This window comes from Micromonospora okii, assembly GCF_020884795.1.
Lineage (GTDB): Bacteria > Actinomycetota > Actinomycetes > Mycobacteriales > Micromonosporaceae > Micromonospora > Micromonospora okii.
Genome location: NZ_BBZF01000021.1, coordinates 244,144 through 267,736 on the forward strand (window position 1 = coordinate 244,144; position 23,593 = coordinate 267,736).

Genomic DNA, 23,593 nt, shown 5'->3' on the forward strand with positions numbered 1-23,593 from the left:
CATCCTCCACGATTCGTTCACCATTGGTGGTCAGCTCGCGCTGCCCAGGGCCCGTTGCACGAGCCCGGCGATGTCCAGTTCGTCGATCAGTTCCGCGTCGTCCGCCGCCGCGGGTGGTGACGCCTGCGGCGCGGCCCCGTCCGCGTCGGCCAGGCCGAGCAGGGTCTCCAGCACGCCGGCCTCTTTGAACCGGGCGATCGGCACGGACGCGAGGGCCCGGCGCAGGTCGTCCTCGCGGCCGGCCAGGTCGTCCTCGGGCTCCCGGAGAAGCTCGGCGCGCAGGTAGCCGACCAGCGCCTCCGGCGTGGGATAGTCGAAGATCAGCGTGGCGGGCAGGCGCAGCCCGGTGGCCGCGTGCAGGCTGTTGCGGAGGTTGACGGCGGCCAGCGAGTCGAAGCCGACCTCCTGGAACGCCTGGCGCGGGCCGATGCCCTCCGCGCCGCCGTGGCCGAGGACGGTCGAGGCGTGCCCCCGGACCAGCCGGAGCAGGATGCGGTTCTGCTCGCTGTCGGAGACCGCCCGCAGGGAGTCGGCGAGGGACGCGGCGGTGTCGCCGTTCTCGCCGTCGGGCTGCGACGCCGCCAGGGCGGCCTTCGCCTCGGGCAGGTCGGCGAAGAGCGGGCTGGGGCGGACCGAGGTGAAGGCGGGGATGAAGGCCCCCCAGTCCATGTCGACCACGGCCACGAACTTCTCGTTGCCCCGCACCGCCTGCACCATCGCGGTCACCGCCAGCGGGGGCGCGATCGGCAGGACGCCCCGGCGGCGGAGCTGGGCCAGCGCGGCCTCGTCCATGCCCACGCCGACCTCGTCCAGCGCGCCCCACCCGATCGAGGTGGCCCGCAGGCCCCGGGCGCGACGCCACTCGACGAGGGCGTCGAGCACCGAGTTCGCCGCACCGGACGGGCCCTGGCCGCCGCCGCCCCAGACGCCGGCGATGGACGAGAACACCACGAACGCGTCGAGCGGGGTGTCCTCGAACAGCTCGTCGAGCCACATCGCGGTGTCGACCTTGACCGCGAACACTCCGGCGAGATCCCGTTCGCCGGTGTCGTCCACGGAGCTGGTCTGCGTGATGTCGGCGGCGTGCACGACGGCCGTGAGCGGCTGCTCCGGGGGCGTCGCGGTGAGCAGCGCGGCGAGCGCGTCCCGGTCGCCGTCGGCGCAGGACTCCACGGCGGTGTCGAGGCCGAGCCCGGCCAGCTCGGCGCGCAGCTCCGCCACGCTGTCGCCGGGCGCGTGGGCGGTGGTGGTGACGACGAGTCGTTCGGCGCCGGAGTGCGCGAGCCAGATCGAGGCGTGCCGGCCGAGCCCCTCGGCACCGCCGGTGACCAGGACGGTGCCCCGGGGGGTCCAACCGCTGTCGCCCGCCGGCTCCGGCGCGGGCTTGCGGGCCAGCCGCCTGCCGTAGACGCCGGACCGGCGGACCGCGATCTGGTCCTCGCCGGCGGCGCCGTTGAGCACGCCGAGCAGGTACTGGGCGGTGCGGGGGTCGCTCGTCGCGGGCAGGTCCACCAGGCCGCCCCACCGGTCGGGGCGCTCCAGCGCGACGGCGCGACCCAGGCCCCACACCGCCGCCTGGGCGGGTGCGGTGAGGGCGTCCTGGATGCCGATGTTCACCGCGCCCCGGGTCACGCACCACAGCGGTGCGGTGGCGTTACCGTCGCCGAGGGCCTGGACGAGCGTGAGCGTCGTGGCCGCGACCACGGTCGGGTCCTGGGTACGCCCGTCCAGGGCGAGCAGGGAGAGCACGCCGGTCAGGTCGTGCGTCGCCAGGACGTCGGTCAGCCGTTCGGCGAGTCGTTCCCGGCTGCGGTCCTCGTCGCCGACCTCCAGCAGGACCATGCCGAGCCCCTGTTCGGCCAGCTCGGCGAGGAGGGCGTCGTCCTGCCGCGTCGAGGGCACGACGACGAGCCATCGCCCGCCGGGCACGCCGGTCACCTCGCGGTCGAGCGGCTGCCAGGTGACGTGGTAGCGCAGCTTCTCGGCGGTCGAGCTCTCGCGGCGCTTCTCCCGCCAGTCCGCGAGCACGGGGACGAGGGTGTCCAGGGCGGCGCGCTGGTCGGTCGCGGCCGTCCCCAGCAGCGCGGCGAGGGAGTCCAGGTCGGCGTGCTCGACGGCGGCCCAGAAGTCGGAGTCCGCGCCCTCGCCGTCCGGGTCGGTGGTCGCGTCGGCCTCGTGCAGCCAGTAGTGCTGGCGGTCGAAGGCGTACGTGGGCAGGTCGACCCGCGCCGACACCGGCGGCAGGAGCGCGGCCCAGTCCACGGCGACGCCCCGCACGAACAGCTCCGCCATCGACAGCAACAGCCGCCGCAGCCCACCGTCGTCGCGGCGCAGCGAACCCGTCGCCACCACCTGACCGACCTCGGCGATCGACTGCACCAGCACCGGATGGGCGCTGACCTCCACGAACACCCCGAAACCCTGACCGGCCAGGGCCGCCACCGCCGGCCCGAACCCCACCCGACTGCGCAGGTTCCGATACCAGTAGCCCCCGTCGACCACCCCAACGTCCGCGACCCACTCCCCCGTCACCGTGGAGTAGAACGGCACCTCGGGCGCCGATGCGGAGATCCCCGCCAGCGTCTCCGCCAGGGTGTCGCGGAGGTCCTCGACGTGCCGGCTGTGCGAGGCGTAGTCCACGGCCACGCGCCGGACCCGCGCGCCCTGGCCCTCCAACGCGCTCAGGGCCTCGTCCAACGCCTCGGCGTCACCGGCGATCACCACCGACGACGGCCCGTTCACGGCCGCCACCTCGACCCGGCCCGCCCAGGTTTCCAACCGGGGGGCCACGTCCTCCTCGGACAACGCCACCGACGCCATCCCACCGCGACCCGACAGCGTCCCCGCGATGGCCCGACTCCGCAACGCCACCACCCGCGCCGCGTCGTCCAGGGACAACGCGCCGGCCACGCACGCCGCCGCGATCTCCCCCTGCGAGTGACCCACCACCGCATCCGGCCGCACACCCACCGACGACCACACCGCCGCCAAGCCCACCATCACCGCGAAACTCGCCGGCTGCACCACGTCCACCCGGTCCAGCAGGTCCACCTCACCGCGCAGCACGTCCACCAGCGACCAGTCGATCCACGGCCCCAGCGCCTCGGCGCACTCGGCGATCCGCGCCGCGAACACCGGCGACGAGTCCAGCAGCTCCCGACCCATGCCGACCCACTGCGAGCCCTGACCCGGGAACACCCACACCACCCGTCCCGGCGCGTCCACGCTGCCCCTGACGAGGGCGGGGGTGTTCTCGCCGCGCGCCAGCGCGCCCAGGCCGGTCAGCGCCTCGTCGGCCGAGCCGGCGACCACCACGGCCCGCTCGGCGAGCGCCGCCCGGCCCGACACCAGCGCCCCGGCCACCGCCGCGAGCGGCACCTCGTCGGAGTTCTTGAGGTACGCGGCCAGCCGTCCGGCCTGCCCGGCCAGTGCCCCGCCGCTGCGCGCCGACACCACGAGGGGCACGACGCCGGCGGGCACGGGTTCCGCCGGGGCCGGCGCGGCCTCGTCGAGCGGCGCCTCCTCGATGATCACGTGGGCGTTCGTCCCGCTCGCCCCGAACGACGACACCGCCGCCCGACGCGGCCGATCGCCGCCCGGCCACTCACGCGCCTCGGTCAACACCTCCACCGCACCCGACGACCAGTCCACCTGCGCCGTCGGGGTGGCGACGTGCAGCGTCGCCGGCAGCACCCCGTGCCGCAACGCCTGCACCATCTTGATCACACCGGCCACACCCGCCGCCGCCTGCGTGTGCCCGATGTTCGACTTCAACGACCCCAACCACAACGGCCGCCCCGAATCCCGCCCCCGCCCATACGTCGCCAACAACGCCTGCGCCTCGATCGGGTCGCCGAGGGCCGTTCCGGTGCCGTGCCCCTCCACGGCGTCCACGTCGGCCGGGGAGAGACCGGCGTTCGCCAGCGCGCTGCGGATCACCCGCTGCTGCGACGGGCCGTTCGGGGCGGTGAGGCCGTTGGACGCGCCGTCCTGGTTCACGGCCGAGCCGCGCAGCACGGCCAGCACCGGGTGTCCCCGCTCCCGCGCGGCCGACAGCCGTTCGAGGAGCACCACGCCGACGCCCTCGGCCCAGCCGGTGCCGTCCGCGCCGTCGGCGTACGCCTTGCAGCGCCCGTCGGCGGAGAGCCCCCGCTGCCGGGCGAACTCGACGAAGGCGTCCGGGCTGGCCATCACGGTCGCGCCCCCGGCCAGCGCCATCGAGCACTCGCCGGACCGCAGCGCCTGCGCCGCGAGGTGCATCGCCACCAGCGACGACGAGCACGCCGTGTCCACGGTCACCGCCGGCCCCTCGAAGCCGAACACGTACGACACCCGGCCCGACGCCACGCTCGACGCCGTGCCGGTCATGACGTAGCCCTGGACCTCGTCGGGCACCTGGCGGAGCCGGGTCACGTAGTCGTGGTGGACGATTCCGGTGAAGACCCCGATGTCGGCGCCCCGGACGGAGAGCGGATCGATGCCCGCCCGCTCCAGCGCCTCCCACGAGGTCTCCAGCAGCAACCGCTGCTGCGGATCCATCGCCAGGGCCTCGCGCGGCGAGATCCCGAACAGCGCGGCGTCGAACTGCGCGGCGTCGTACAGGAACCCGCCCGAGCGGGTGTAGCTCGTGCCCGGGTTGGCCGGGTCCGGGTGGTAGAGCCCGTCCAGGTCCCAGCCCCGGTCGAGCGGGAAGCCGGAGACCGCGTCGCGCCCCTCCAGCAGCAGGTTCCACAGCTCCTCGGGGCTGTCCACGCCGCCGGGCAGCCGGGTGCTCATCGCGACGATCGCGATGGGTTCGTCGGAGGCGGCGACCGTCGCCGTCGGCGCGGGCTCCGCCGGTCGCTCGCCGAGCAGTTCGGCCCGCAGGTGGGCGGTGAGCAGGGCGGGCGTCGGGTAGTCGAAGACCAGGGTGCTGGGCAGGTCGATGCCCGTGAAGTCCCGCAGGCGGTTGCGGAGCTTGACGGCGCTCAGCGAGTCGAACCCGAGGGTCTTGAAGGGCTGCTCCTCGTCGATCCCGTCCGACCCGCGATGACCGAGGACGACGGCGGTGCTCTCCCGGACCAGCTCCATCAGGACGCGGAGCTGCTCGGCGACCGCCTTCCCGGCCAGCCGGTCGACGATCGCGTCACCGGTCGCCTCGCCGCCCGGCACCACGCGCCGGGCGACCGGCGCGGCCGGCGACCCGGAGACGGGCTGCGGCGACCCGGCGACCGGCTCCGTCGACCCGCCGCCCGGGGCGGGATCGTCGTCGGCGTCGACCCAGTACCGCTGGTGCTGAAACGCGTACGTGGGCAGCTCGGCACCCACCGCGGCGGCCCGCCGGCCGAGCAGGGCCGCCCAGTCGACGGCCACGCCCCGGACGTGCAGCCCCGCGAGCGCGGTCACCAGGTCGGTGGTCTCCGCGCCGTGCCTGCGCAGGGTGGCGACGCAGCTCTGTTCGGGCCCGCCGAGCACGGCGAGCGCCGCCGCGGCGAGGGCCCCGCCCGGGCCCAGCTCCAGGAACGTCGTCGCGCCGTGCCCGCTCAGCGAGGTGACGGCGTCGCCGAACCGGACCGCGCCGCGCGCCTGGTCGACCCAGTAGTCGGGCGTGCCGAGCTGCCCGTCCTCGGCGAGGGCGCCGGTGAGCGTGGAGACGACGGGCAGGGCGGCGGGCCGGAACGACAGCTCCGCCGCGACGGCGCGGAACTCGTCGAGCACGGGTGCCATGAGCGGCGAGTGGAAGGCGTGGCTGACCGGCAGCCGCTTCGTCTTGCGGCCCCGGCCGGCCAGCTCCCCGGCGGCGGCGAGCACCGCGTCGGCGTCGCCGGAGAGCACCACCGCGTCGGGGCCGTTGACCGCCGCGACGCAGACCACCCCGTCGGCGCGGGCGAGCAGGGGCGCGACCTCGGCCTCGGTCGCCTGGACGGCGACCATCGCGCCGCCCGGCGGCAGGGCCTGCATCAGCCGGCCCCGCGCGGCGACCAGCCTGGCCGCCTCCGCCAGGCCCAGCACCCCGGCGACGTGCGCGGCGGTGATCTCCCCGATCGAGTGGCCGGCGAGGAGGTCGGGGCGCACGCCCCAGGACTCGACGAGCCGGAACAGCGCCGTCTCCAGGGCGAACAGGGCGCCCTGCGTGTACATGGTCTGGTCGAGCAGTTCGCCGTCGGGCGAGAGCACCACGTCGCGCAGCGGGCGCGCCGCGTGCCCGTCCAGGTGGGCGTCCACGGCGGCGCAGGCGGCGGCGAACGCGTCGCGGAAGACCGGGAACGTCTCGGCGAGTTCGCGTCCCATGCCGGCCCACTGGCTGCCCTGACCGGTGAAGAGGATGGCCAGCCGGCCCGTGACCGGGGTGCCGGAGACGACGGCGGGGCTCTCCGCGCCCCGCTCGACGGCGTCGAGGTCGGCGCGGAGCCGTTCCCGGTCGGACGCGAGGACGACCGCGCGGTGGTCGAGGTGGGCGCGGGCGGTGGCGAGGGCGTGGGCGGCGTCGGCGAGGCGCACGTCGGGCCGCTCGTCGAGGAACCGGGCGAGCCGGCCCGCCTGGCCGCGCAGCCCGGCGCGGGTCCGCGCCGACACGAGCACCGGCACCGGGAAGCGGGCCGACTCCGGCTCCGGCTCGACGGTCTCCGGCCCGGGGGCGGCGGTCTCCGACCCGGGGACCGGGGTCGCCGGCTCGGGGGCCGCTTCGAGGACGACGTGGGCGTTGGTACCGCCGATGCCGAACGAGGACACCCCGGCCCGGCGGGGCCGGTCGGTCTCCGGCCAGTCGCGGGCCTCGGTCAGCAGCGCCACCGCGCCGGCCGACCAGTCCACGGCGGACGACGGGCGGTCGACGTGCAGGGTGCGCGGCAGGAGGCCGTACCGCATGGCCATGACCATCTTGATCACGCCCGCGACGCCCGCCGCCGCCTGCGTGTGCCCGATGTTCGACTTCACCGATCCCAGCCACAGCGGCCGGTCGGCGGGCCGCTCCTGCCCGTACGTCGCGAGCAGCGCCTGCGCCTCGATCGGGTCGCCGAGCGTGGTGCCCGTGCCGTGCGCCTCCACGGCGTCCACGTCGGCCGCGTCGAGCCCGGCGGCGGCCAGCGCCCGGCGGATGACCCGCTGCTGCGACGGGCCGTTCGGCGCGGTGAGGCCGTTGGACGCGCCGTCGGAGTTCACGGCCGAGCCCCGCACCACGGCGAGCACCTGGTGGCCCCGGCGGCGGGCCTCCGACAGCCGCTCCAGCAGCAGCACGCCGACGCCCTCGGACCAGCCGGTGCCGTCCGCGCCGTCCGCGAACGCCTTGCACCGGCCGTCGGGGGCCAGCCCGCGCTGCCGGGAGAACTCGACGAAGGTCTCGACGGTGCCCATCACCATCACGCCGCCGGCCAGCGCCATCGTGCACTCGCCCCGGTTCAGCGCCTGCGCGGCCATGTGCAGCGCCACGAGCGACGAGGAGCAGGCGGTGTCGACCGTGATGGCGGGACCCTCGAAGCCGAAGTGGTAGGCGACGCGGCCGGAGATGACGCTGCCGGAGCTTCCGGTGAGGCGGAAGCCCTCGACGCCGGACGCCCGGTGGGTGCGCATGCTGTAGTCGTGGCTGTTGACGCCGACGAAGACGCCGACGTCCTCGCCGGCGAGGGTCGTGGGGTCGATCGCGGCCCGCTCGAACGTCTCCCACGACGTCTCCAGCAGCAGCCGCTGCTGCGGGTCCATCGCGAGGGCCTCGTTGGGCGAGATGCCGAAGAAGGCGGCGTCGAACCCGGCGGCGTCGTCGAGGAAGGCGCCGTGGCGCACGTACGTGGTGCCGGCGTGGTCGGGGTCGGCGTGGTAGAGCCGCTCGGTGTCCCAGCCCCGGTCGCGGGGGAACTCGGTGACGGCGTCGATCTCCTCGGCCACCACCCGCCACAGGTCCTCCGGGCTGCGCACCCCGGCGGGGAAGCGGCAGGCCATCGCCACGATCGCGATGGGCTCGTCGGGCGTCGCGGCGGGGGCGGCGGGCTCGGCCGCGCGGCGGGCCGGGCCGCCGAGGAGCAGGGCGCGCAGGTGCTCGGCGAGCGCCGCCGGCTTCGGGTAGTCGAAGACCATCGTCGGGGAGAGGGTGAGCCCGGTCGCGGCGGAGAGCCGGTTGCGCAGCTCCACGGCGGTCAACGAGTCGAACCCGGCGTCCTTGAAGCTCCTGCCGGGGTGGACTGCGTCGGCGGAGGCGTGCCCGAGCACCTCGGCGGCGTGCCGCCGCACCAGGTCGAGCACGGCCTCGGCGCGCTCGGCGTCGGCGAGGGCGGCGAGGCGCTCGGCGAGCGGGGCGGGGCCGGGCGCGCCGGCGGCCGCCGGACGCGGCGTCGGGGCCAGGCCACGCAGCAGGGGGGCGACGGGCTCGCCGGCCGCCGCTGCCGCCCGCAGGGCGGGCACGTCGAGCTTCGCCGCCACGAACGTGTCGGCGGCGGTCAGGGTGGCGTCGAGGAGGGCCATGCCCTCGGCGGCGGCCAGGCCCGTCATGCCCGTACGCCGGTTGCGGCGCAGGTCGGCGGCGCCCAGGTGCCGGGTCATGGCGCTGACCGTCGACCAGTAGCCCCAGGCGAGCGAGACGGCGGGGAGGCCGAGGCGGTGCCGCTGCCGCGCGAGCGCGTCGAGGCAGGCGTTGGCCGCCGCGTAGTTGCCCTGCCCGGGGTTGCCCAGCACGCCCGCCGCGCTGGAGAAGAGCACGAACGCGGCGAGGTCCAGGCCCCGGGTGAGTTCGTGCAGGTGCAGCGCCGCGTCCACCTTCGGCCGCAGCACGGTGTCGACGCGCTCCGGGGTCAGTTCGGTGAGCACCCCGTCGTCGAGGACGCCGGCGGTGTGCACCACGGCGGTGAGCGGGTGGGCGGCCGGAACGGCGGCCAGGACGGCCTCGAGCTGGGCGCGGTCTGCCGTGTCGCAGGCAGTGACGGTGACGGACGCCCCCATCGCGGTCAGCTCGTCGCGCAGCTCCGGGGCGTGGCCCCGGCGGCTGACCAGGACCAGGTGCCGGACGCCGTGCGCGGCGACGAGGTGCCGCGCGGTCGTCGCGCCGAGCGTGCCGGTGCCGCCGGTGATCAGCACGGTGCCGTCGGGGTCGAGCGGGCGGCGCTCCCCCGCGACGTCGGGCACGGCGCGGGCCAGGCGCGGCACCGCCGCGACGCCGCCGCGCAGGCGGAGCTGCGGCTCGCCGCTGCCCAGCGCGGCGGGCAGCGCGGGGCGGGCGGCGTCGTCGAGGTCGACCAGCACGATCCGGCCCGGGTGCTCGGACTGCGCCGAGCGCACCAGGCCCCACACGGCGGCGGCGGCGAGTTCGTCGCTGTCCCCGGTGACGACGGCCAGCCGGGTGGCCGCCAGGGCCGGTTCCCCGAGCCACGCCTGGAGCAGGGCCAGGGCGGCGTCGACCGAGGCGCGGGGGTCTGCGGCGACGGCCTCGTACAGCAGGACGTCGGGAGCGGCGGCGGCCGACGCGGCGACGTCCCCGGCGGTGGCGACGGGCACGATGTCGAGGGCGCGCTCCACGGTGGGCAGCGGCAGCGGGGCCCACTCGACGCGGAACAGGGCGTCGTGCGGCAGCGCGCCGCCGATCCCCGCCTGCTCCGGGGAGAACGGCGTGCCGAGGACCGCGTCGACGGTCATGACGGGCCGCCCCGTGGGGTCGGTCAGCGCCAGGGCGGTGCCCCGCTCCGACGTCGCGCCGGGCCGCACCCGCAGCGCGGTGGCGCCCGACGCCAGGAGGGTCACCCCGGTCCACACGGACGGCAGCGTGCCGTCGGGGACGACGGTGCGGGCGGCGGCGTCGAGCAGCGCGGGATGCAGCCCGTAGCGGTCGGCGTCGCGGGAGGCGGCGTCGTCCAGGCCGACGTCGGTCGCGGCGGCCCCGGCGTCGGCGGGGGTGGCCGCAGGGGTGGCGGGGGCCAGCGTGCCGTGCGCGTGGCGCGTCCACGGCGCGTCCAGGGGGGCGTCCGTGGCGCGGGAGTAGATGTCGACGGCACGGCGGCGCGTCCCGTCGGGTTCGCCGACGACGGCCTGGATGTCCCGGCCGCCGCTGCGGGGCAGCACCACGGGCGCGTCGACGGTCAGCTCGGCGAGGACGGGGGTGGCGGCCAGGTCGCCGAGCCGGATGGCCACCTCGACCAGGGTCGCGTTCGGCACGAGGACGGCGTCGGCCACGGCGTGGTCGGCGAGCCAGGGCTGCGAGCGCGGCGACCACCGCGACGTGGCGGTGAATCCAGCCGAGTTCGGCAGGCTGACGACCGCGCCCAGCAGGGGGTGGTCGGCCGCGGCCTGTCCCAGCGACGCGGCGTCCGTCGCGGACCGGGTGGGTAGGAGCCAGTAGTGCTGGCGGTCGAAGGCGTACGTCGGCAGGTCGACCCGCGCGGACACCGGCGGCAGGAGCGCGGCCCAGTCGACGGCGACGCCCCGCACGAACAGCTCCGCCATCGACAGCAGCAACCGCCGCAGCCCACCGTCGTCGCGGCGCAGCGAACCCGTCGCCACCACCTGACCGACCTCGGCGATCGACTGCACCAGCACCGGATGGGCGCTGACCTCCACGAACACCCCGAAACCCTGGCGCGCGAGATCCGCCACCGCCGGCCCGAACCCCACCCGACTGCGCAGGTTCCGATACCAGTACCCACCGTCGACCACCCCGGCGTCCGCGACCCACTCCCCCGCCACCGTGGAGTAGAACGGCACGCGGGGCGCCCGCGCCTCGACCCCGGCCAGCGCCTCGGCGAGGGTGTCGCGGATGTCCTCGACGTGCCGGCTGTGGGAGGCGTAGTCCACGGCGACCCGCCGCACCCGCGCACCCTGGCCCGCCAGGACGTCCAGGGCCTCGTCCAACGCCTCGGCGTCGCCCGCGATCACCACCGACGACGGCCCGTTCACGGCCGCCACCTCGACCCGGCCCGCCCAGGGTTCCAACCGGGGGGCCACGTCCTCCTCGGACAACGCCACCGACGCCATGCCGCCGCGACCCGACAACGTCGCCGCGATGGCCCGACTCCGCAACGCCACCACCCGCGCCGCGTCGTCCAGGGACAACGCGCCGGCCACGCACGCCGCCGCGATCTCACCCTGCGAGTGACCCACCACCGCATCCGGCCGCACACCCACCGACGACCACACCGCCGCCAAACCCACCATCACCGCGAAACTCGCCGGCTGCACCACATCCACCCGGTCCAGCAGATCCACCTCACCGCGCAACACGTCCACCAGCGACCAGTCGATCCACGGCCCCAGCGCCTCGGCGCACTCGGCGATCCGCGCCGCGAACACCGGCGACGAGTCCAGCAGCTCCCGACCCATGCCGACCCACTGCGAGCCCTGACCCGGGAACACCCACACCACCCGTCCCGGCGCGTCCACGCTGCCGGTCACCACCCCCGGCGCGGTCCCGCCGCCGGCCAGCGCGCCCAGCCCGGTCAGGGCCTCCTCGCGTGAGGCCGCGACCACCACGGCCCGCTCGCCGAGCACCGCCCGGCCCGACACCAGCGCCCCGGCCACCTGAGCCAGGGGCGCGTCGGCGTCGAGGAACGCCGCGAGGCGGCTCGCCTGCGCGGCCCGGGACGCGGCGGTCCCCGCCGACACCACCAGCGGCACCACGCCCGGGGGCACGGCGTCCTCGGCGGCGGGTTCCTCGGGCGCCTCCTCGATGATCACGTGGGCGTTCGTCCCGCTCGCCCCGAACGACGACACCCCCGCCCGACGCGGCCGGCCGTCACGCGCCCATTCGCGCGCCTCGGTCAGCAGCTCCACCGCGCCGGCCGACCAGTCCACCTCCGGCGTGGGCGCGTCGACGTGCAGAGTCGCCGGCAGCACCCCGTGCCGCAACGCCTGCACCATCTTGATCACACCGGCCACACCCGCCGCCGCCTGCGTGTGCCCGATGTTCGACTTCAACGACCCCAACCACAACGGCCGCCCCGAATCCCGCCCCCGCCCGTACGTCGCCAACAACGCCTGCGCCTCGATCGGGTCGCCCAGCACCGTGCCCGTGCCGTGCGCCTCGACCGCGTCCACGTCGGCCGCCGTCAGGCCGGCGGCGGCGAGCGCCCGGCGGATCACCCGCTGCTGGGCCCTGCCGTTCGGCGCGGTCAGGCCGTTGGACGCGCCGTCCTGGTTGATCGCGCTGCCCCGCAGCACGGCGAGGACGCGGTGCCCGCGCTCGCGGGCCACCGACAGCCGCTCCAGCACGACGACGCCCGCGCCCTCGGCCCAGCCCGTCCCGTCGGCGGTGGACGAGAACGCCTTGCACCGCCCGTCGGGGGCGAGCGCCCGTTGCCGGGAGAACTCCAGGAACGTCCCGGGGGTGGCCATCACGGTCGCGCCGCCGGCCAGCGCCATCGAGCACTCGCCGGACCGCAGCGCCTGCGCGGCCAGGTGCACCGCCACCAGCGACGACGAGCACGCCGTGTCCACGGTCACCGCCGGCCCCTCCAGGCCGAACACGTACGACACCCGGCCCGACGCCACGCTCGACGCCGACCCCGTGCTTCCGAAGCCCTCCAGCTCCGGCGCGTCCGCGCCGACGCCGTAGCCGTGGCCGAACACGCCGGTGAAGACCCCGACGTCGGTGCCCCTCAGCGACAGCGGGGCGATGCCGGCGCGCTCCAGCGCCTCCCACGAGGTCTCCAGCAGCAACCGCTGCTGCGGGTCCATCGCCAGGGCCTCGCGCGGCGAGATCCCGAACAGCGCGGCGTCGAACATCCCGGCGTCGCGCAGGAAGCCGCCCTGGTCGGTGTACGAGGTGCCGGCGCGCCCGGGGTCCGGGTCGAAGAGGCGGTCCAGGTCCCAGCCCCGGTCGTCGGGGAAGTCGGAGACCGCGTCGACCCCGTCGGCCACGAGCCGCCACAGGTCGTCGGGCCCCGCCACGCCGCCGGGCAGCCGGCAGGCCATGCCGACGATCGCGATGGGCTCGTCGGGGTCCGCCGCCGGGACCGGCTCGGCGTCCGGCCCGGCGTCGCCGAGGAGGTCGGCCCGCAGGCGGGCCGCCAGAGCCGCCGGGGTGGGGTGGTCGAAGACGACGGTGGTGGGCAGCCGCAGCCCGGTGCTCGCCGTCAGCCGGTTGCGCAGCTCGACGACGGCCGCCGAGGTGAGGCCCAGGTCGCGGAAGGCGCGGTCGGCGGGGAGCGAATCCGGTCCCGGGCGGCCGAGCACGGCGGCGGCCTGCGTGCGGACCAGCTCCTCCAGCAGCGCCGTGCGGTCGCGCTCGGTCAGCCCGGAGAGTCGGTCGGCCAGCGCCGCCGCGACGGCCGGGTCGGGCTCGTCGGGGGGCGTGAGGGCGTCGTGGTACTCGGTCGCCGCGTACACGAGCCGACCGGGCTGGTCGGCCAGGAGGTTGCGGCGGATCTTGCCCGACGCGGTCCGGGGGATGCTCTCGACCTCGTGGACCCGTTCGGGCACCTTGTAGGCGGAGAGCTGCTCGCGGCACCGGGCCAGCAGGGCCTGAACGTCGAACCCGTCGGGGCCGGGGATCACGTACGCGACCGGCACCTCGCCGAGCGTGTCGTGCGGCGCGCCGGCCACCGCCGCGTCGGCGACGCCCGGTACGGCGCGCAGCACCGCCTCCACCTCGGCGGGGTGGATGTTCTCGCCGCCCCGGATGACGAGTTCCTTGATCCGGCCGCAGATGGTGAGGTAGCCGGCGTCGTCGCGCCGGGCCAGGTCGCCGGTGCGGAACCAGCCGTCGGGGATCGCCGCGGCGGTCGCCTCGGGGCTGTCGTGGTAGCCGACCATGACGTTCGGCCCCCGGACCCACACCTCCCCCTCCGCGCCGACCGGGGCGTCCTCCCCGGTGGCGGGGTCGACGATGCGGACGTCGACGCCCGGCACGGGCAGGCCGCAGGAGCCGTCGACGCGGGCCCCGTCGGGCGGGTTCATGGTGATGGCCCCGCACGTCTCGGTGCTGCCGTAGGCGTCGATCAGTGGAATCCCGAAGAGCTGCTCGAAGTCCCGGCGCAGGCCGGAGCCGAGGACCGCTCCCCCGGCCAGGCCGATCCGCAGGCTCGGCGCGGTGAACTCGGCCTGCCGGGCGGCCTGCACCAGGTGGTGGTACGTCGTGGGCACGCCGGCCAGGAAGGTCGGTGCCTCCTCGCGGAGGGCCCTGAGCACGTCCTGCGTCGAGCTGCCGTCCATGATCCGGGCGGTGGCGCCGACCACGGTGACGGAGAGGACGCACGCGATGTGCGAGAGGCTGTGGAACAGCGGGAGGGGCCAGAGCACCCGGTCCCGCTCGGTCAGCCCGGGGATCGGCACGTAGCACGAGGCGACGGACCAGAGGCAGTTGCGCTGCGTCGACAGGACGCCCTTGGGCCGGCCGGTCGTGCCGGACGTGTAGAACATCCAGGCCACGTCGTCGAGGCCGAGGTCGTCGCGGGCGGGCCGGGCCGGCTCGCGCACGGCCAGTTCGTCGTACGGGTGGGCCCCGGCCGGGATCGGGCCGTCGCCCGTGACCAGCAGCGTGAGCTGCGGCGCGGACGGGAGCCGGTCGGCCCGCGCGGCGTCGGTGACGACCACCGTGGCGCCGCTGTCGGCCAGCAGGTACTCCAGTTCGGGCAGCGACGAGGCGGGGTTGAGCGGCACCCCGACGCCGCCCGCGCGCACGATGGCGAGGCAGGACTCCACGGCGGCCACCGTGTTGCCCAGGCAGATGGCCACCCGGTCCCCGCGCCGGACGCCGAGGCCCGCCAGGTGTCCGGCCAGCCGGCGCGTCCGCGCCTCGAGGTCGCCGTAGGTCACCGCCCGCCGGTCGTCGGCGAAGGCCACCTTGTCGGGAGAACGGGCCGCGTTCTCCTGCAGTACGACGGGCAGCGGCTTGATGAGATCGGCGCGCACCATGCCGCGGGTCCTTTCGAATTGCTCGCTGAGAGGAACGCTCACCAGGCGACGGGGAGGCTCTTCACCCCGAAGACCGACCCCCGCAGCCGTAGCGGCACGTCGTCGGCCGGTACGGCCAACCGGAGGTCGGGGAACGCCTGGAGGAGGGCCGACAGGCCGGCGCGCAGCTCGACGCGCGCCAGGTTCTGGCCGAGGCACTGGTGGATGCCGAAGCCGAAGGCGACATGGCCGGAGGTGTCCCGGTCGATGTCCAGCTTCGCGGGGCACCCGAACTTGGCGGGGTCACGGTTGGCCGCGGGGAGCGAGACCGTGACGCTGTCCCCCTTCTTGATCACCTCGCCCTTCAGCGTGACGTCCTCCAGCGCGGTGCGGTGCATCTCGTACTGGTTGACGGTGATGTACCGCAGCAGCTCCTCGATCGCGGCGTTGAGCTTCGTCGGGTCCGCGCGCAGCGCCGCCAGTTGGTCCGCGTGGTGCAGCAGCGCGAAGACGCCGACGGCGAGCGCGCTCTCCGTGGTCTCGTAGCCGGCGAAGAGCATGAGCGTGACGAGGTTGCGCAGCTCCTCCGTGGTCAGCTCCCCGTCGGCGACGAGGCGGCTGATGAGGTCGTCCTCCGGCTGCTTGCGCTTGCGCTCGATGACGTCCTCGAAGAAGGCGCCCACCGCCTCGTAGGCGGCGGCGGTCTCCGCCGGGTCCGCGTCCTGGTCGTGGAAGAGGGCCGGGGCGTACGCGTACCGGTCGCGTTCCTCGTACGGCAGGCCGACCAGCTCGGAGAGCGACCTCAGGACGAGCGGCTGGGCGAAGGTCTGCACGAGGTCCGCCGGGGCGCCGTGCGCGCGCATGGCCTCGACCTGCTCGGCGGCGAAGGACTCGACGCGCGCCGCCAGCAGGCCCGCCCGGCGGGCGGTGAACTCGCCGGTGAGCAGGCGGCGGTACCGGGTGTGGCCGGGCGGGTCCATGTGGATGAACATCCCGGGGATCTCCGGGTGGGTCGGGATCACCTGCCCCTGGTGCGTGACGGGGAAGTGCCCGACGGAGCAGCTGTGGCTGAACCGCGGGTCGCTGAGGACCTCGCGCACCAACTCGTAGCTGGAGACGATCCAGCCGACGTGCCCGTCCGGGTAGACCATCCGCGCGAGCGGGCTCTCCCTGCGCAGCGAGTCGAAGACCGGGGGCGGGTCGAACTTGTCGGTCCGCGCCCACGGCACCTCGAAGGAAATGGCCTCGGTCATGGAATCCTTCTCACTCAGGACAGTTACGGGCGGGCGGAGAAATCGTCACTCGGCGATTCTCGTGCGGTACGTCCACCGAAACACCGCGACCTCGCAGCCGTCCACCGTCTCGCTTTCCCCGTCGCGGACGAAATGCTCGTAGCCGGCCCCGTGGCGAATCTTCAGCGTCTGCCCCAGCTCCCCCGCCGGGACACTGCGGTCCGCCGCCGCCAGCTCGGCCGGACCGCCGCTCAACCTGATCCTCACTGATGTCGCGCTCATCACGATCTCCGACTCCCGCCGGGCCGCACCGCCCCGGCACGCGGGCACGACGCGACCACCCCGAAATGGTTTGCTCTGCCTTGAAAGGAGATACGACCAGTCGGCTTGCAATTGACCTGCAACGATGCAGGTCGCTATTCCTAAATTCAGCCTAGACGAGCCGTGACGACCCGACATCCCTCACGCTGGTAGGGCCCTCACCGGCCGAGATGGACCGGCTGGCCGGTGCGCGCCGACTCGTAGGCGGCCTCGACGATGCGCGCCGCGCGCAGCCCGGCCGCGCCGTCCGGGCCGTTGCCCTGCTCGGTCTCGAACGCGGCGACGAAGTCCTTCACCATCACCGAGTACAGGTCGACCCCGCCCGGCTCCCGCCGTTCGTCGCCGGTGGCGGCGTCGAACCCGCCGAGCAGGCGCGGGCAGGCGTCGTACTCGACGCTCGCCCGGTCGCCGACGAAGGTCACGGCCGGCCCGCCGTCCGCGGCCAGGCTGTGGCTGCAGTCGAACGACGCGACCACCCCGCCGCGGTACCGCACCGCGACGACCGCCGCGCTCTCGACGCCCGGCTCCGCGCTGAGCGCTTCGTTGGTCTGCGCGTACACCTGCTCGGCGGGGTCGCCGCCGAGCACCGCGTCCACCAGGTCGAGCAGGTACGGCAGGTTGGCGCGCAGCGCCCCGCCACCCGCCCCCGGCCGGGTGGTGTACGACCCGTGCACGGTCGTCAGGGTGCCGACGACGCCCTCGGCGATGCCCCGGCGCACGGCGGCGAACGCCTCGCTGAAGTAGGCCGGGGAGGCGAACCTGAGGCGGACGCCCCCCATGTCGCAGGAGTCCATGATGGCCTTGACGTCCTTCGCGCTGGTGGCCAGCGGGTACTCGCACAGCACGTGCGCCTCCGCCTCGCCCGAGCGCTCGATCAGTTCGACGTGCCGGTCGGCCTCGCTGGTGACCACCACGGCGTCGGGCATCGAGGCGAACACCTCGTCCCAGTCGTCCAGGTAGGTCACCCCGAGCCGGTCGGCCAGGGCCCGGCCGCGCGCCGGGTCACCGGGCGGGGCGTCGGGATCGGCGGTGACCAGGTCGACGCCGGGCAGGTCGCGCAGCAGCCGGACGTAGGTCTCGGCGCGCTCGTGGGCGAACGACAGTACGGCGACCTTCATGAGACCTCCTTGATAGGCAGTTCCACGGCGCGACCCGTCCAAGCGGACTCGGCCGCAGCTTGGGTGATGCGGACCGCGGCCAACGCGTCCCGGGCCCCCAGGCGGGGCTCGGGCCCTCCCGCGAACGCCTCGGCGAACTCGCGCATCTCCGAGACGAAGGGCAGCTCCCCGGAGTAGCCGAAGTTCCCGGCCTCCCCGTCGACCACCCGGACCTCCTGGGGCCACTCGGAGTCGTAGGTGACGGTCCCGCCGGTGCCCGAGACGTGGAACGCCACCCGGACCGGCGGCTTCGGCGTGGCCGTCCACCGGGCCACGACCTGGCTGAGCGCGCCGCTGGCGTGGGTGAGGACGACGGTGCCGGCGGCGACGGCCCCCTGCGGGGCCGGCGTGGCGATCTCGCCCTGGTAGTAGGCGTGCACCCGCACGACGTCGCCGAAGATCCAGTAGGCCAGGTCGACGCCGTGCAGCATCTGGTCGGTGAGGATCCCGCCCGACCGCGCCGACGCGTGCCCGGTCCAGGGCCTCGGGTGGTACGCGGACACGAGGAACCGGGCGACCGAGCCCGCGCCCAGGCGGCCGGCCGCCACCAGCTCGTGGAGCCGCGCGAACGCCGGGGCGAACCGCACGTCGTGGGCGGGATAGAGCCGCACCCCGGCCCGCTCCGCCGCCGCGACGATCTCCTCGGCCTCGGCGGTGGTGGCCGCCAGCGGCTTCTCGCACACCACGCCGACGCCCCGCGCGATCGCGGCCAGCGCGATCCCGTGGTGGCTGCCCGTCGGGGTGCAGATGTCGACGGCGTCCGCGCCGTCGAGCGCCTCGGCCAGGGAGCCGACCGCCGTCGCGCCGAACTCGCGCGCCAGGTCGGCGGCCCGGCCGTCGTCGGAGTGGACGCGCACCGCCGCCCCGGCGGCGATCCAAGCCTGCAGGTGCAGGCGCGCGATCAGACCCGCGCCGATCAGTGCCACCTCAAGCTGCCGCATGGCGTGCCCAGCCCCTTCGTCAGATGCCGGAGCGGGTGAACCCAGCGGTGCTCCAAGCCTGATCAGGTTCGCCCACGCCACTCGTCAGGGGCCATAACCAACGTGGGTAGTCCCGCAGGCGGCGCGCCCTCGTCCTCCGGCGCGCCGCCGTCCGCGCCGCCCACCGACCGGGATCGGGTGACGGCCGGCCGATCAGGAGACGTACGGTCGGCGCTCCCGCCCCGCACGCAGCGTCGTGGCCCACCAGCCGAGCTGGTCGAGCAGGTACGTCGCCGCCGCGCCGGCGCCCTCCCGGTCGACCGGCTCGCCGTCGGGGCCGAACTGCTCCCACGCGTTGTGGAAGCTGACCGTCGCCCGGACGGTGACCGAGTGCACCTCGGCGAAGACCGGCCGGAGCGCCTCGACGGCCCGCAGGCCGCCGGAGAGCCCGCCGTACGAGACGAAGCCCACCGGCTTGGCGTGCCACTGCTTGCCGTGCCAGTCGACGAGGTTCTTCAGCGACGCCGGGAAGCTGTGGTTGTACTCCGGCGTGACGACCACGAACGCCTCGGCGGCTTCGAGGCGCGGCGTCACCTCGCCCAGGGCCCGGGCCCCCTCCGGCGTCAACTGGCTCGTCATCACGAAGGGCAGCTCGTGCTCGGCGAGGTCGACCACGTCGACCGCGAAGTCGTCACGCTGCTTGACCCGGTCGAGGAACCACCGGGCGACGGTCGGGCCGAATCGCCCCTCCCGGGTGCTGCCGATGATCAGGGCGAGGCGGAGCGGTTCGGTCGACATGCTTGTCCTCTCGACGTCGATGGTCGTCACGGCGCGGAGCACCGGCGACACCACACGTTATGACGTCGATCTATGCTGCGGTCAAGAGTTGATCGCCCACGTCCCACGAACGTCCGTCCCCGACGTCCCTCACGCGCCCGCCGTCGGACGCGCCCGGCGGCAGGTGAGCGGCCCTCCCGGCCCGGCCGGCGGCTCCCGTCGACGACCGTCGCCGGTCAAATCGACAGGGGCCGGGCCGGAAGGAGCCGGCCCACCGTCAGGCCACGTCGTACGACAGGCCGGGCCAGAACCTCGGCAGCGCGCTGAACCAGGCCCGGCGCGGCGACGCGTTGCACCCCGCCGTGCTGCGGCTGTGCAGGCCGAACGCGAACCGCTTGCCCTGTGACGTGAGCCAGTAGACGCCGCCGCCGCTGTCGCCGGGGCAGGGGTCGTACCCCTCGTACCGGGTCAGTCCGCGCACCGCCGCGTCGCTGGTCCTGGTGATCACGCCGCACGGGTTGCCGGACGTGGCGGGGGCCGCGTACCGGGCCGAGACGCAGACCACGTCGCCGACCCAGATGGCCGACATCGTCTGCGCCCAGCCGTTCACCCGCACCCAGCTCGACCCGGAGATGGCGATCCGGCCCAGGGTGTCCGCCGCGTACGTGGAGTTGGTGACCTGGATGGCCCCGGCGTCGACCGCACCGGCGTTGAGCGCGTTCACCGCGCTCATCGGGCCGATCGGGGTGCCGGCGGTGGACCAGTTGGTCGTCGTGCCGCCCCCGCAGTGGCCGGCGGTCAGCGCCCAGCGCACGCCGCTGCTGCGGGCCGTGAAGCCCAGCGAGCAGCCGCCGCCGGTGCGTCGGATCACCAGCCCGGCCCGCAGGCTGTCGTTGCAGTTGGCCCGCGACGTGCAGACGTCCTCCTCGACGGCGTCCGTGGTGGCCGGGACGATGGTGACCCAGCTCGGCACGGCCCCCTTCGACAGGGCGGCCTCCTCCTGGGCGGTCAGGGCGACGGTGACGGTGTTGGTGCTCACCTCGACGCCCACCCGGCCCTTGGCGGCCACGGCCAGCTCGTCGGTGCCGACGCGCAGCCGCTCGGCGAGCGCCTCCAACTGGTCGTAGTTGCGCTCCACCACCTTGGCGCTGACGCTGAGCCCGAGCGACCGCCCGACCTCGACCGCGCGGTCCGCGCCCGCCTGGGTGGTCAGGGCCACGTGGGTGACCCCGGACAGCGGGTCGAAGTGGCCCCCGCCGTACGTCTGGGGCTCCTTCGCCAACTGGTCGTGCAGTTGCTTGCGGGCCTCCTGCTGGCTGGCCGCGACCTTGGCGGCGCTCTCCGAGATCGTCGGGTACACGGTGCGGTAGGCGAGGACGGCGGCCAAGGACTCGTCCCGTCCCGTGTCGGCGGCCGGATCGGCCGCGTACGCCGGCGCGGCCAGCGTCGTGGCGGACAGCACCAGCACGACGGCGCCCGTCAACAGCCGGATTCTTCTCATGCGCGTTCCTCCCCTGGAAGGCTGACTACCGGTAGAGGAGGGGGCGGCGTCGGGGAAAATACAGCCGGCTCCCGCTTTCCTCGCCCGCAACGGGCGAGCCCCGGTCGATCACTGGTGGATCGACCGGGGCCGTCGTGGGGAGGGGCGGATCAGGCGAGGTCGAACCGGTCGAGCTCCATGACCTTCGTCCACGCCGCGACGAAGTCGGCGACGAACTTCTCGCGCGCGTCGGCGCTGGCGTAGACCTCCGCCAGGGCGCGGAGCTGGGAGTTGGAGCCGAAGATCAGGTCGACCGCGGTGGCGGTCCACTTCACCTCGTCGGTCGCCAGGTCCCGGATCTCGTACACGTGCTCGTCGGACTCCGACGCCTTCCACCGGGTGCCCGGGGAGAGCAGGTTGGCGAAGAAGTCGTTGGTGAGCACGCCCGGCCGGTCGGTGAGGACGCCGTGGCGGGTGCCGCCGACGTTGTTGCCGAGGGCGCGCAGGCCGCCGACCAGGACGGTCATCTCGGGCGCGGTCAGATTGAGCATGTACGCGCGGTCGACGAGCAGCACCTCCGGCTGGGTCTTCTCGCCGGGGCGCAGGTAGTTGCGGAACCCGTCGGCGCGCGGCTCCATGACCCGGAAGGACTCGACGTCGGTCTGCTCCTGGCTGGCGTCGGTGCGGCCCGGACGGAACGGCACGGTCACCTCGACGCCGGCGTCGCGCGCCGCCTTCTCGACGGCGGCGGAGCCGGCCAGGACGATCAGGTCCGCCAGCGAGATCCGCGCCCCGCCGGCGGCGTTGAACTCCCGCTGGATGCCCTCCAGGGTCTCCAGGACGGTGGCGAGCTGCTCGGGCTGGTTGACCTCCCAGCTCCGCTGCGGCTCGAGACGGACGCGCGCGCCGTTGGCCCCGCCGCGCTTGTCGGTGGACCGGTAGCTCGCGGCCGAGGCCCACGCGGTGGAGACGAGCTGGGCGGTGGTGAGGCCGGAGGCCAGGACCCGCTCCTTGAGGGCGGCGACGTCGGCGTCACCCACGAGCTCGTGGTCGACGGCCGGCACCGGGTCCTGCCAGAGCTGGGGCTGCGGCACCCACGGCCCGAGGAAGCGGCTGACCGGGCCCATGTCGCGGTGCAGCAGCTTGTACCAGGCCTTGGCGAACGCCAGCGCGAACTCGTCCGGGTGCTCCAGGAAGCGGCGCGAGATCTTCTCGTACGCCGGGTCGACGCGCAGCGACAGGTCGGTCGTGAGCATCGTCGGCTTGTACTTCTTCGCCGGGTCGAACGGGTCCGGGATGATCTCCGGGGCGTCCTTGGCGACCCACTGCTTCGCGCCGCCGGGGCTCGTGGTGAGCTCCCACTCGTAGCCGAAGAGGATCTCGAAGAAGCGGTTGCTCCACTGCGTCGGCACGTCGGTCCACGTCACCTCGAGGCCGCTGGTGATCGTGTCCCCGCCCTTGCCGCTGCCGTGGGTGCTCAGCCAGCCCAGGCCCTGCGCCTCCAGCGGCGCGGCCTCGGGCTCCGGGCCCACGTGGTTGTCGGCGACGGCGGCGCCGTGGGTCTTGCCGAAGGTGTGGCCGCCGGCGATGAGGGCGACGGTCTCCTCGTCGTTCATCGCCATCCGGGCGAAGGTCTCGCGGATGAAGTGCGCCGCCGCGAGCGGGTCGGCGTTGCCGTTCGGGCCCTCCGGGTTGACGTAGATCAGGCCCATCTCCGTCGCCCCGACCTCCGGGGCCATCTCCTTCTCGGAGACGTAGCGCTCGTCGCCGAGCCAGGTGTCCTCCGGGCCCCAGAAGATCTCCTCGGGCTCCCAGACGTCCTCCCGGCCGAAGCCGAAGCCGAAGGTCCTGAAGCCCATCGACTCCAGGGCGACGTTGCCGGCGAGCACGAGCAGGTCGGCCCACGAGACCTTCTGGCCGTACTTCTGCTTCACCGGCCAGAGCAGCCGGCGGGCCTTGTCCAGGTTGGCGTTGTCCGGCCAGCTGTTGAGCGGGGCGAACCGCTGCCCGCCGTCGCCCGCGCCGCCGCGCCCGTCGTGGATGCGGTAGGTGCCCGCCGCGTGCCAGCTCATCCGGATCATCAGGCCGCCGTAGTGGCCGAAGTCGGCCGGCCACCAGTCCTGCGAGGTGGTGAGGACCTCGACGATGTCCCGCTTGAGGGCCTCGACGTCGAGCTTGGCGAACTCCCTGGCGTAGCTGAAGCCCTCCCCCAGCGGGTTGGCCTTCGACGAGTGGGCGTGCAGCACCGACAGGTCGAGCTGGTTGGGCCACCAGTCCCGGTTGGTGCGCGGCCGACCGCCGGTCTTCGGCGTCGGCGAGTCGATCGCCGGGTTCTCGCTCTCGCTGCCTTGCGCGGTGACGGAGTCGTGCGCGACCGGGCAGCCGGCCGCCTCCTTCCTGTCCACGCCCTGGGCGCTGGAGAAGGTGTGGTCCTGGGTGTCGCTCATGTACTTCCTTCCGAACTGGCGGATCGCCGGGGATTGCGGTCGGTCGCGCAGTCGGGGCAGGTGCCCCAGTAGACGACCTCCGCCTCGTCGACCGCGAAGCCGTGGTCGTCGGAGGCGGTGAGACAGGGGGCACGGCCGACGGCGCAGTCGACGTCGGCGATCGCGCCGCAGGAGCGGCACACGACGTGGTGGTGGTTGTCCCCCACCCGTGACTCGTACCGGGCGGTGGCGCCGGCCGGCTGGATGCGCCGCACCAGACCGGCGTCGGTGAGCGCCCGCAGCACGTCGTACACCGTCTGGTGGGAGACCGTGGGCTGGCCCGCCCGCACCAACGCGATCACCGCGTCGGTGTCGACGTGCGGATGGTCGCGCAGCGCGGCGAGCACCGCCAACCGGGGTCGGGTCACGCGCAACGAGACCGCCCGTAGCTGAGCCTCGAAGTCGGACGGCACGGGACGAACATAACCCAGTCTTT

Annotated in this window: 9 protein-coding genes; all 9 read right to left on the bottom strand. The window is 74.8% G+C overall.

All coding sequences use genetic code 11. The features are described 5' to 3' along the window. Window positions 1-30: 30 nt before the first annotated feature. On the bottom strand, window positions 31-14,805 hold the full coding sequence (locus tag LPU43_RS20870) for a type I polyketide synthase (RefSeq protein WP_306416157.1): 14,775 nt from the start codon (window positions 14,803-14,805) through the stop codon (window positions 31-33). A gap of 38 nt (window positions 14,806-14,843) precedes the next feature. Then, window positions 14,844-16,037, bottom strand: coding sequence for a cytochrome P450 (locus LPU43_RS20880; protein WP_229402177.1), 1,194 nt, complete (start codon window positions 16,035-16,037; stop codon window positions 14,844-14,846). Between the two features lie 45 nt (window positions 16,038-16,082). Further along, the gene (locus LPU43_RS20885) at window positions 16,083-16,271 is read right to left on the bottom strand and encodes a DUF5988 family protein (protein ID WP_229402178.1); all 189 of its coding nucleotides are present in this window, start codon (window positions 16,269-16,271) and stop codon (window positions 16,083-16,085) included. Between the two features lie 224 nt (window positions 16,272-16,495). Further along, window positions 16,496-17,455 carry a Gfo/Idh/MocA family protein gene (locus tag LPU43_RS20890; protein ID WP_229402179.1) on the bottom strand — a complete coding sequence of 320 codons (960 nt, stop codon included), beginning with the start codon at window positions 17,453-17,455 and terminating at the stop codon, window positions 16,496-16,498. Continuing rightward, the gene (locus LPU43_RS20895) at window positions 17,452-18,435 is read right to left on the bottom strand and encodes a Gfo/Idh/MocA family protein (RefSeq protein ID WP_229402180.1); all 984 of its coding nucleotides are present in this window, start codon (window positions 18,433-18,435) and stop codon (window positions 17,452-17,454) included. Before LPU43_RS20895 ends, LPU43_RS20890 begins: the two co-directional genes overlap by 4 nt. Window positions 18,436-18,627: 192 nt before the next feature. Further along, entirely contained in the window at window positions 18,628-19,212 is a 585-nt protein-coding gene (locus tag LPU43_RS20900) for an NADPH-dependent FMN reductase (RefSeq protein ID WP_229402181.1), read from the bottom strand. 256 nt (window positions 19,213-19,468) lie between these two features. Continuing rightward, window positions 19,469-20,692 carry a S1 family peptidase gene (locus LPU43_RS20905; protein WP_229402182.1) on the bottom strand — a complete coding sequence of 408 codons (1,224 nt, stop codon included), beginning with the start codon at window positions 20,690-20,692 and terminating at the stop codon, window positions 19,469-19,471. A 149-nt stretch (window positions 20,693-20,841) separates the two neighbouring features. Then, window positions 20,842-23,118: a catalase/peroxidase HPI gene (katG, locus tag LPU43_RS20910; protein WP_229402183.1), complete on the bottom strand. Its 2,277-nt coding sequence runs from the start codon at window positions 23,116-23,118 to the stop codon at window positions 20,842-20,844. Continuing rightward, window positions 23,115-23,570, bottom strand: coding sequence for a Fur family transcriptional regulator (locus LPU43_RS20915; protein ID WP_229402184.1), 456 nt, complete (start codon window positions 23,568-23,570; stop codon window positions 23,115-23,117). The genes katG and LPU43_RS20915 overlap by 4 nt, the downstream gene beginning before the upstream one ends. Window positions 23,571-23,593: the final 23 nt, after the last annotated feature.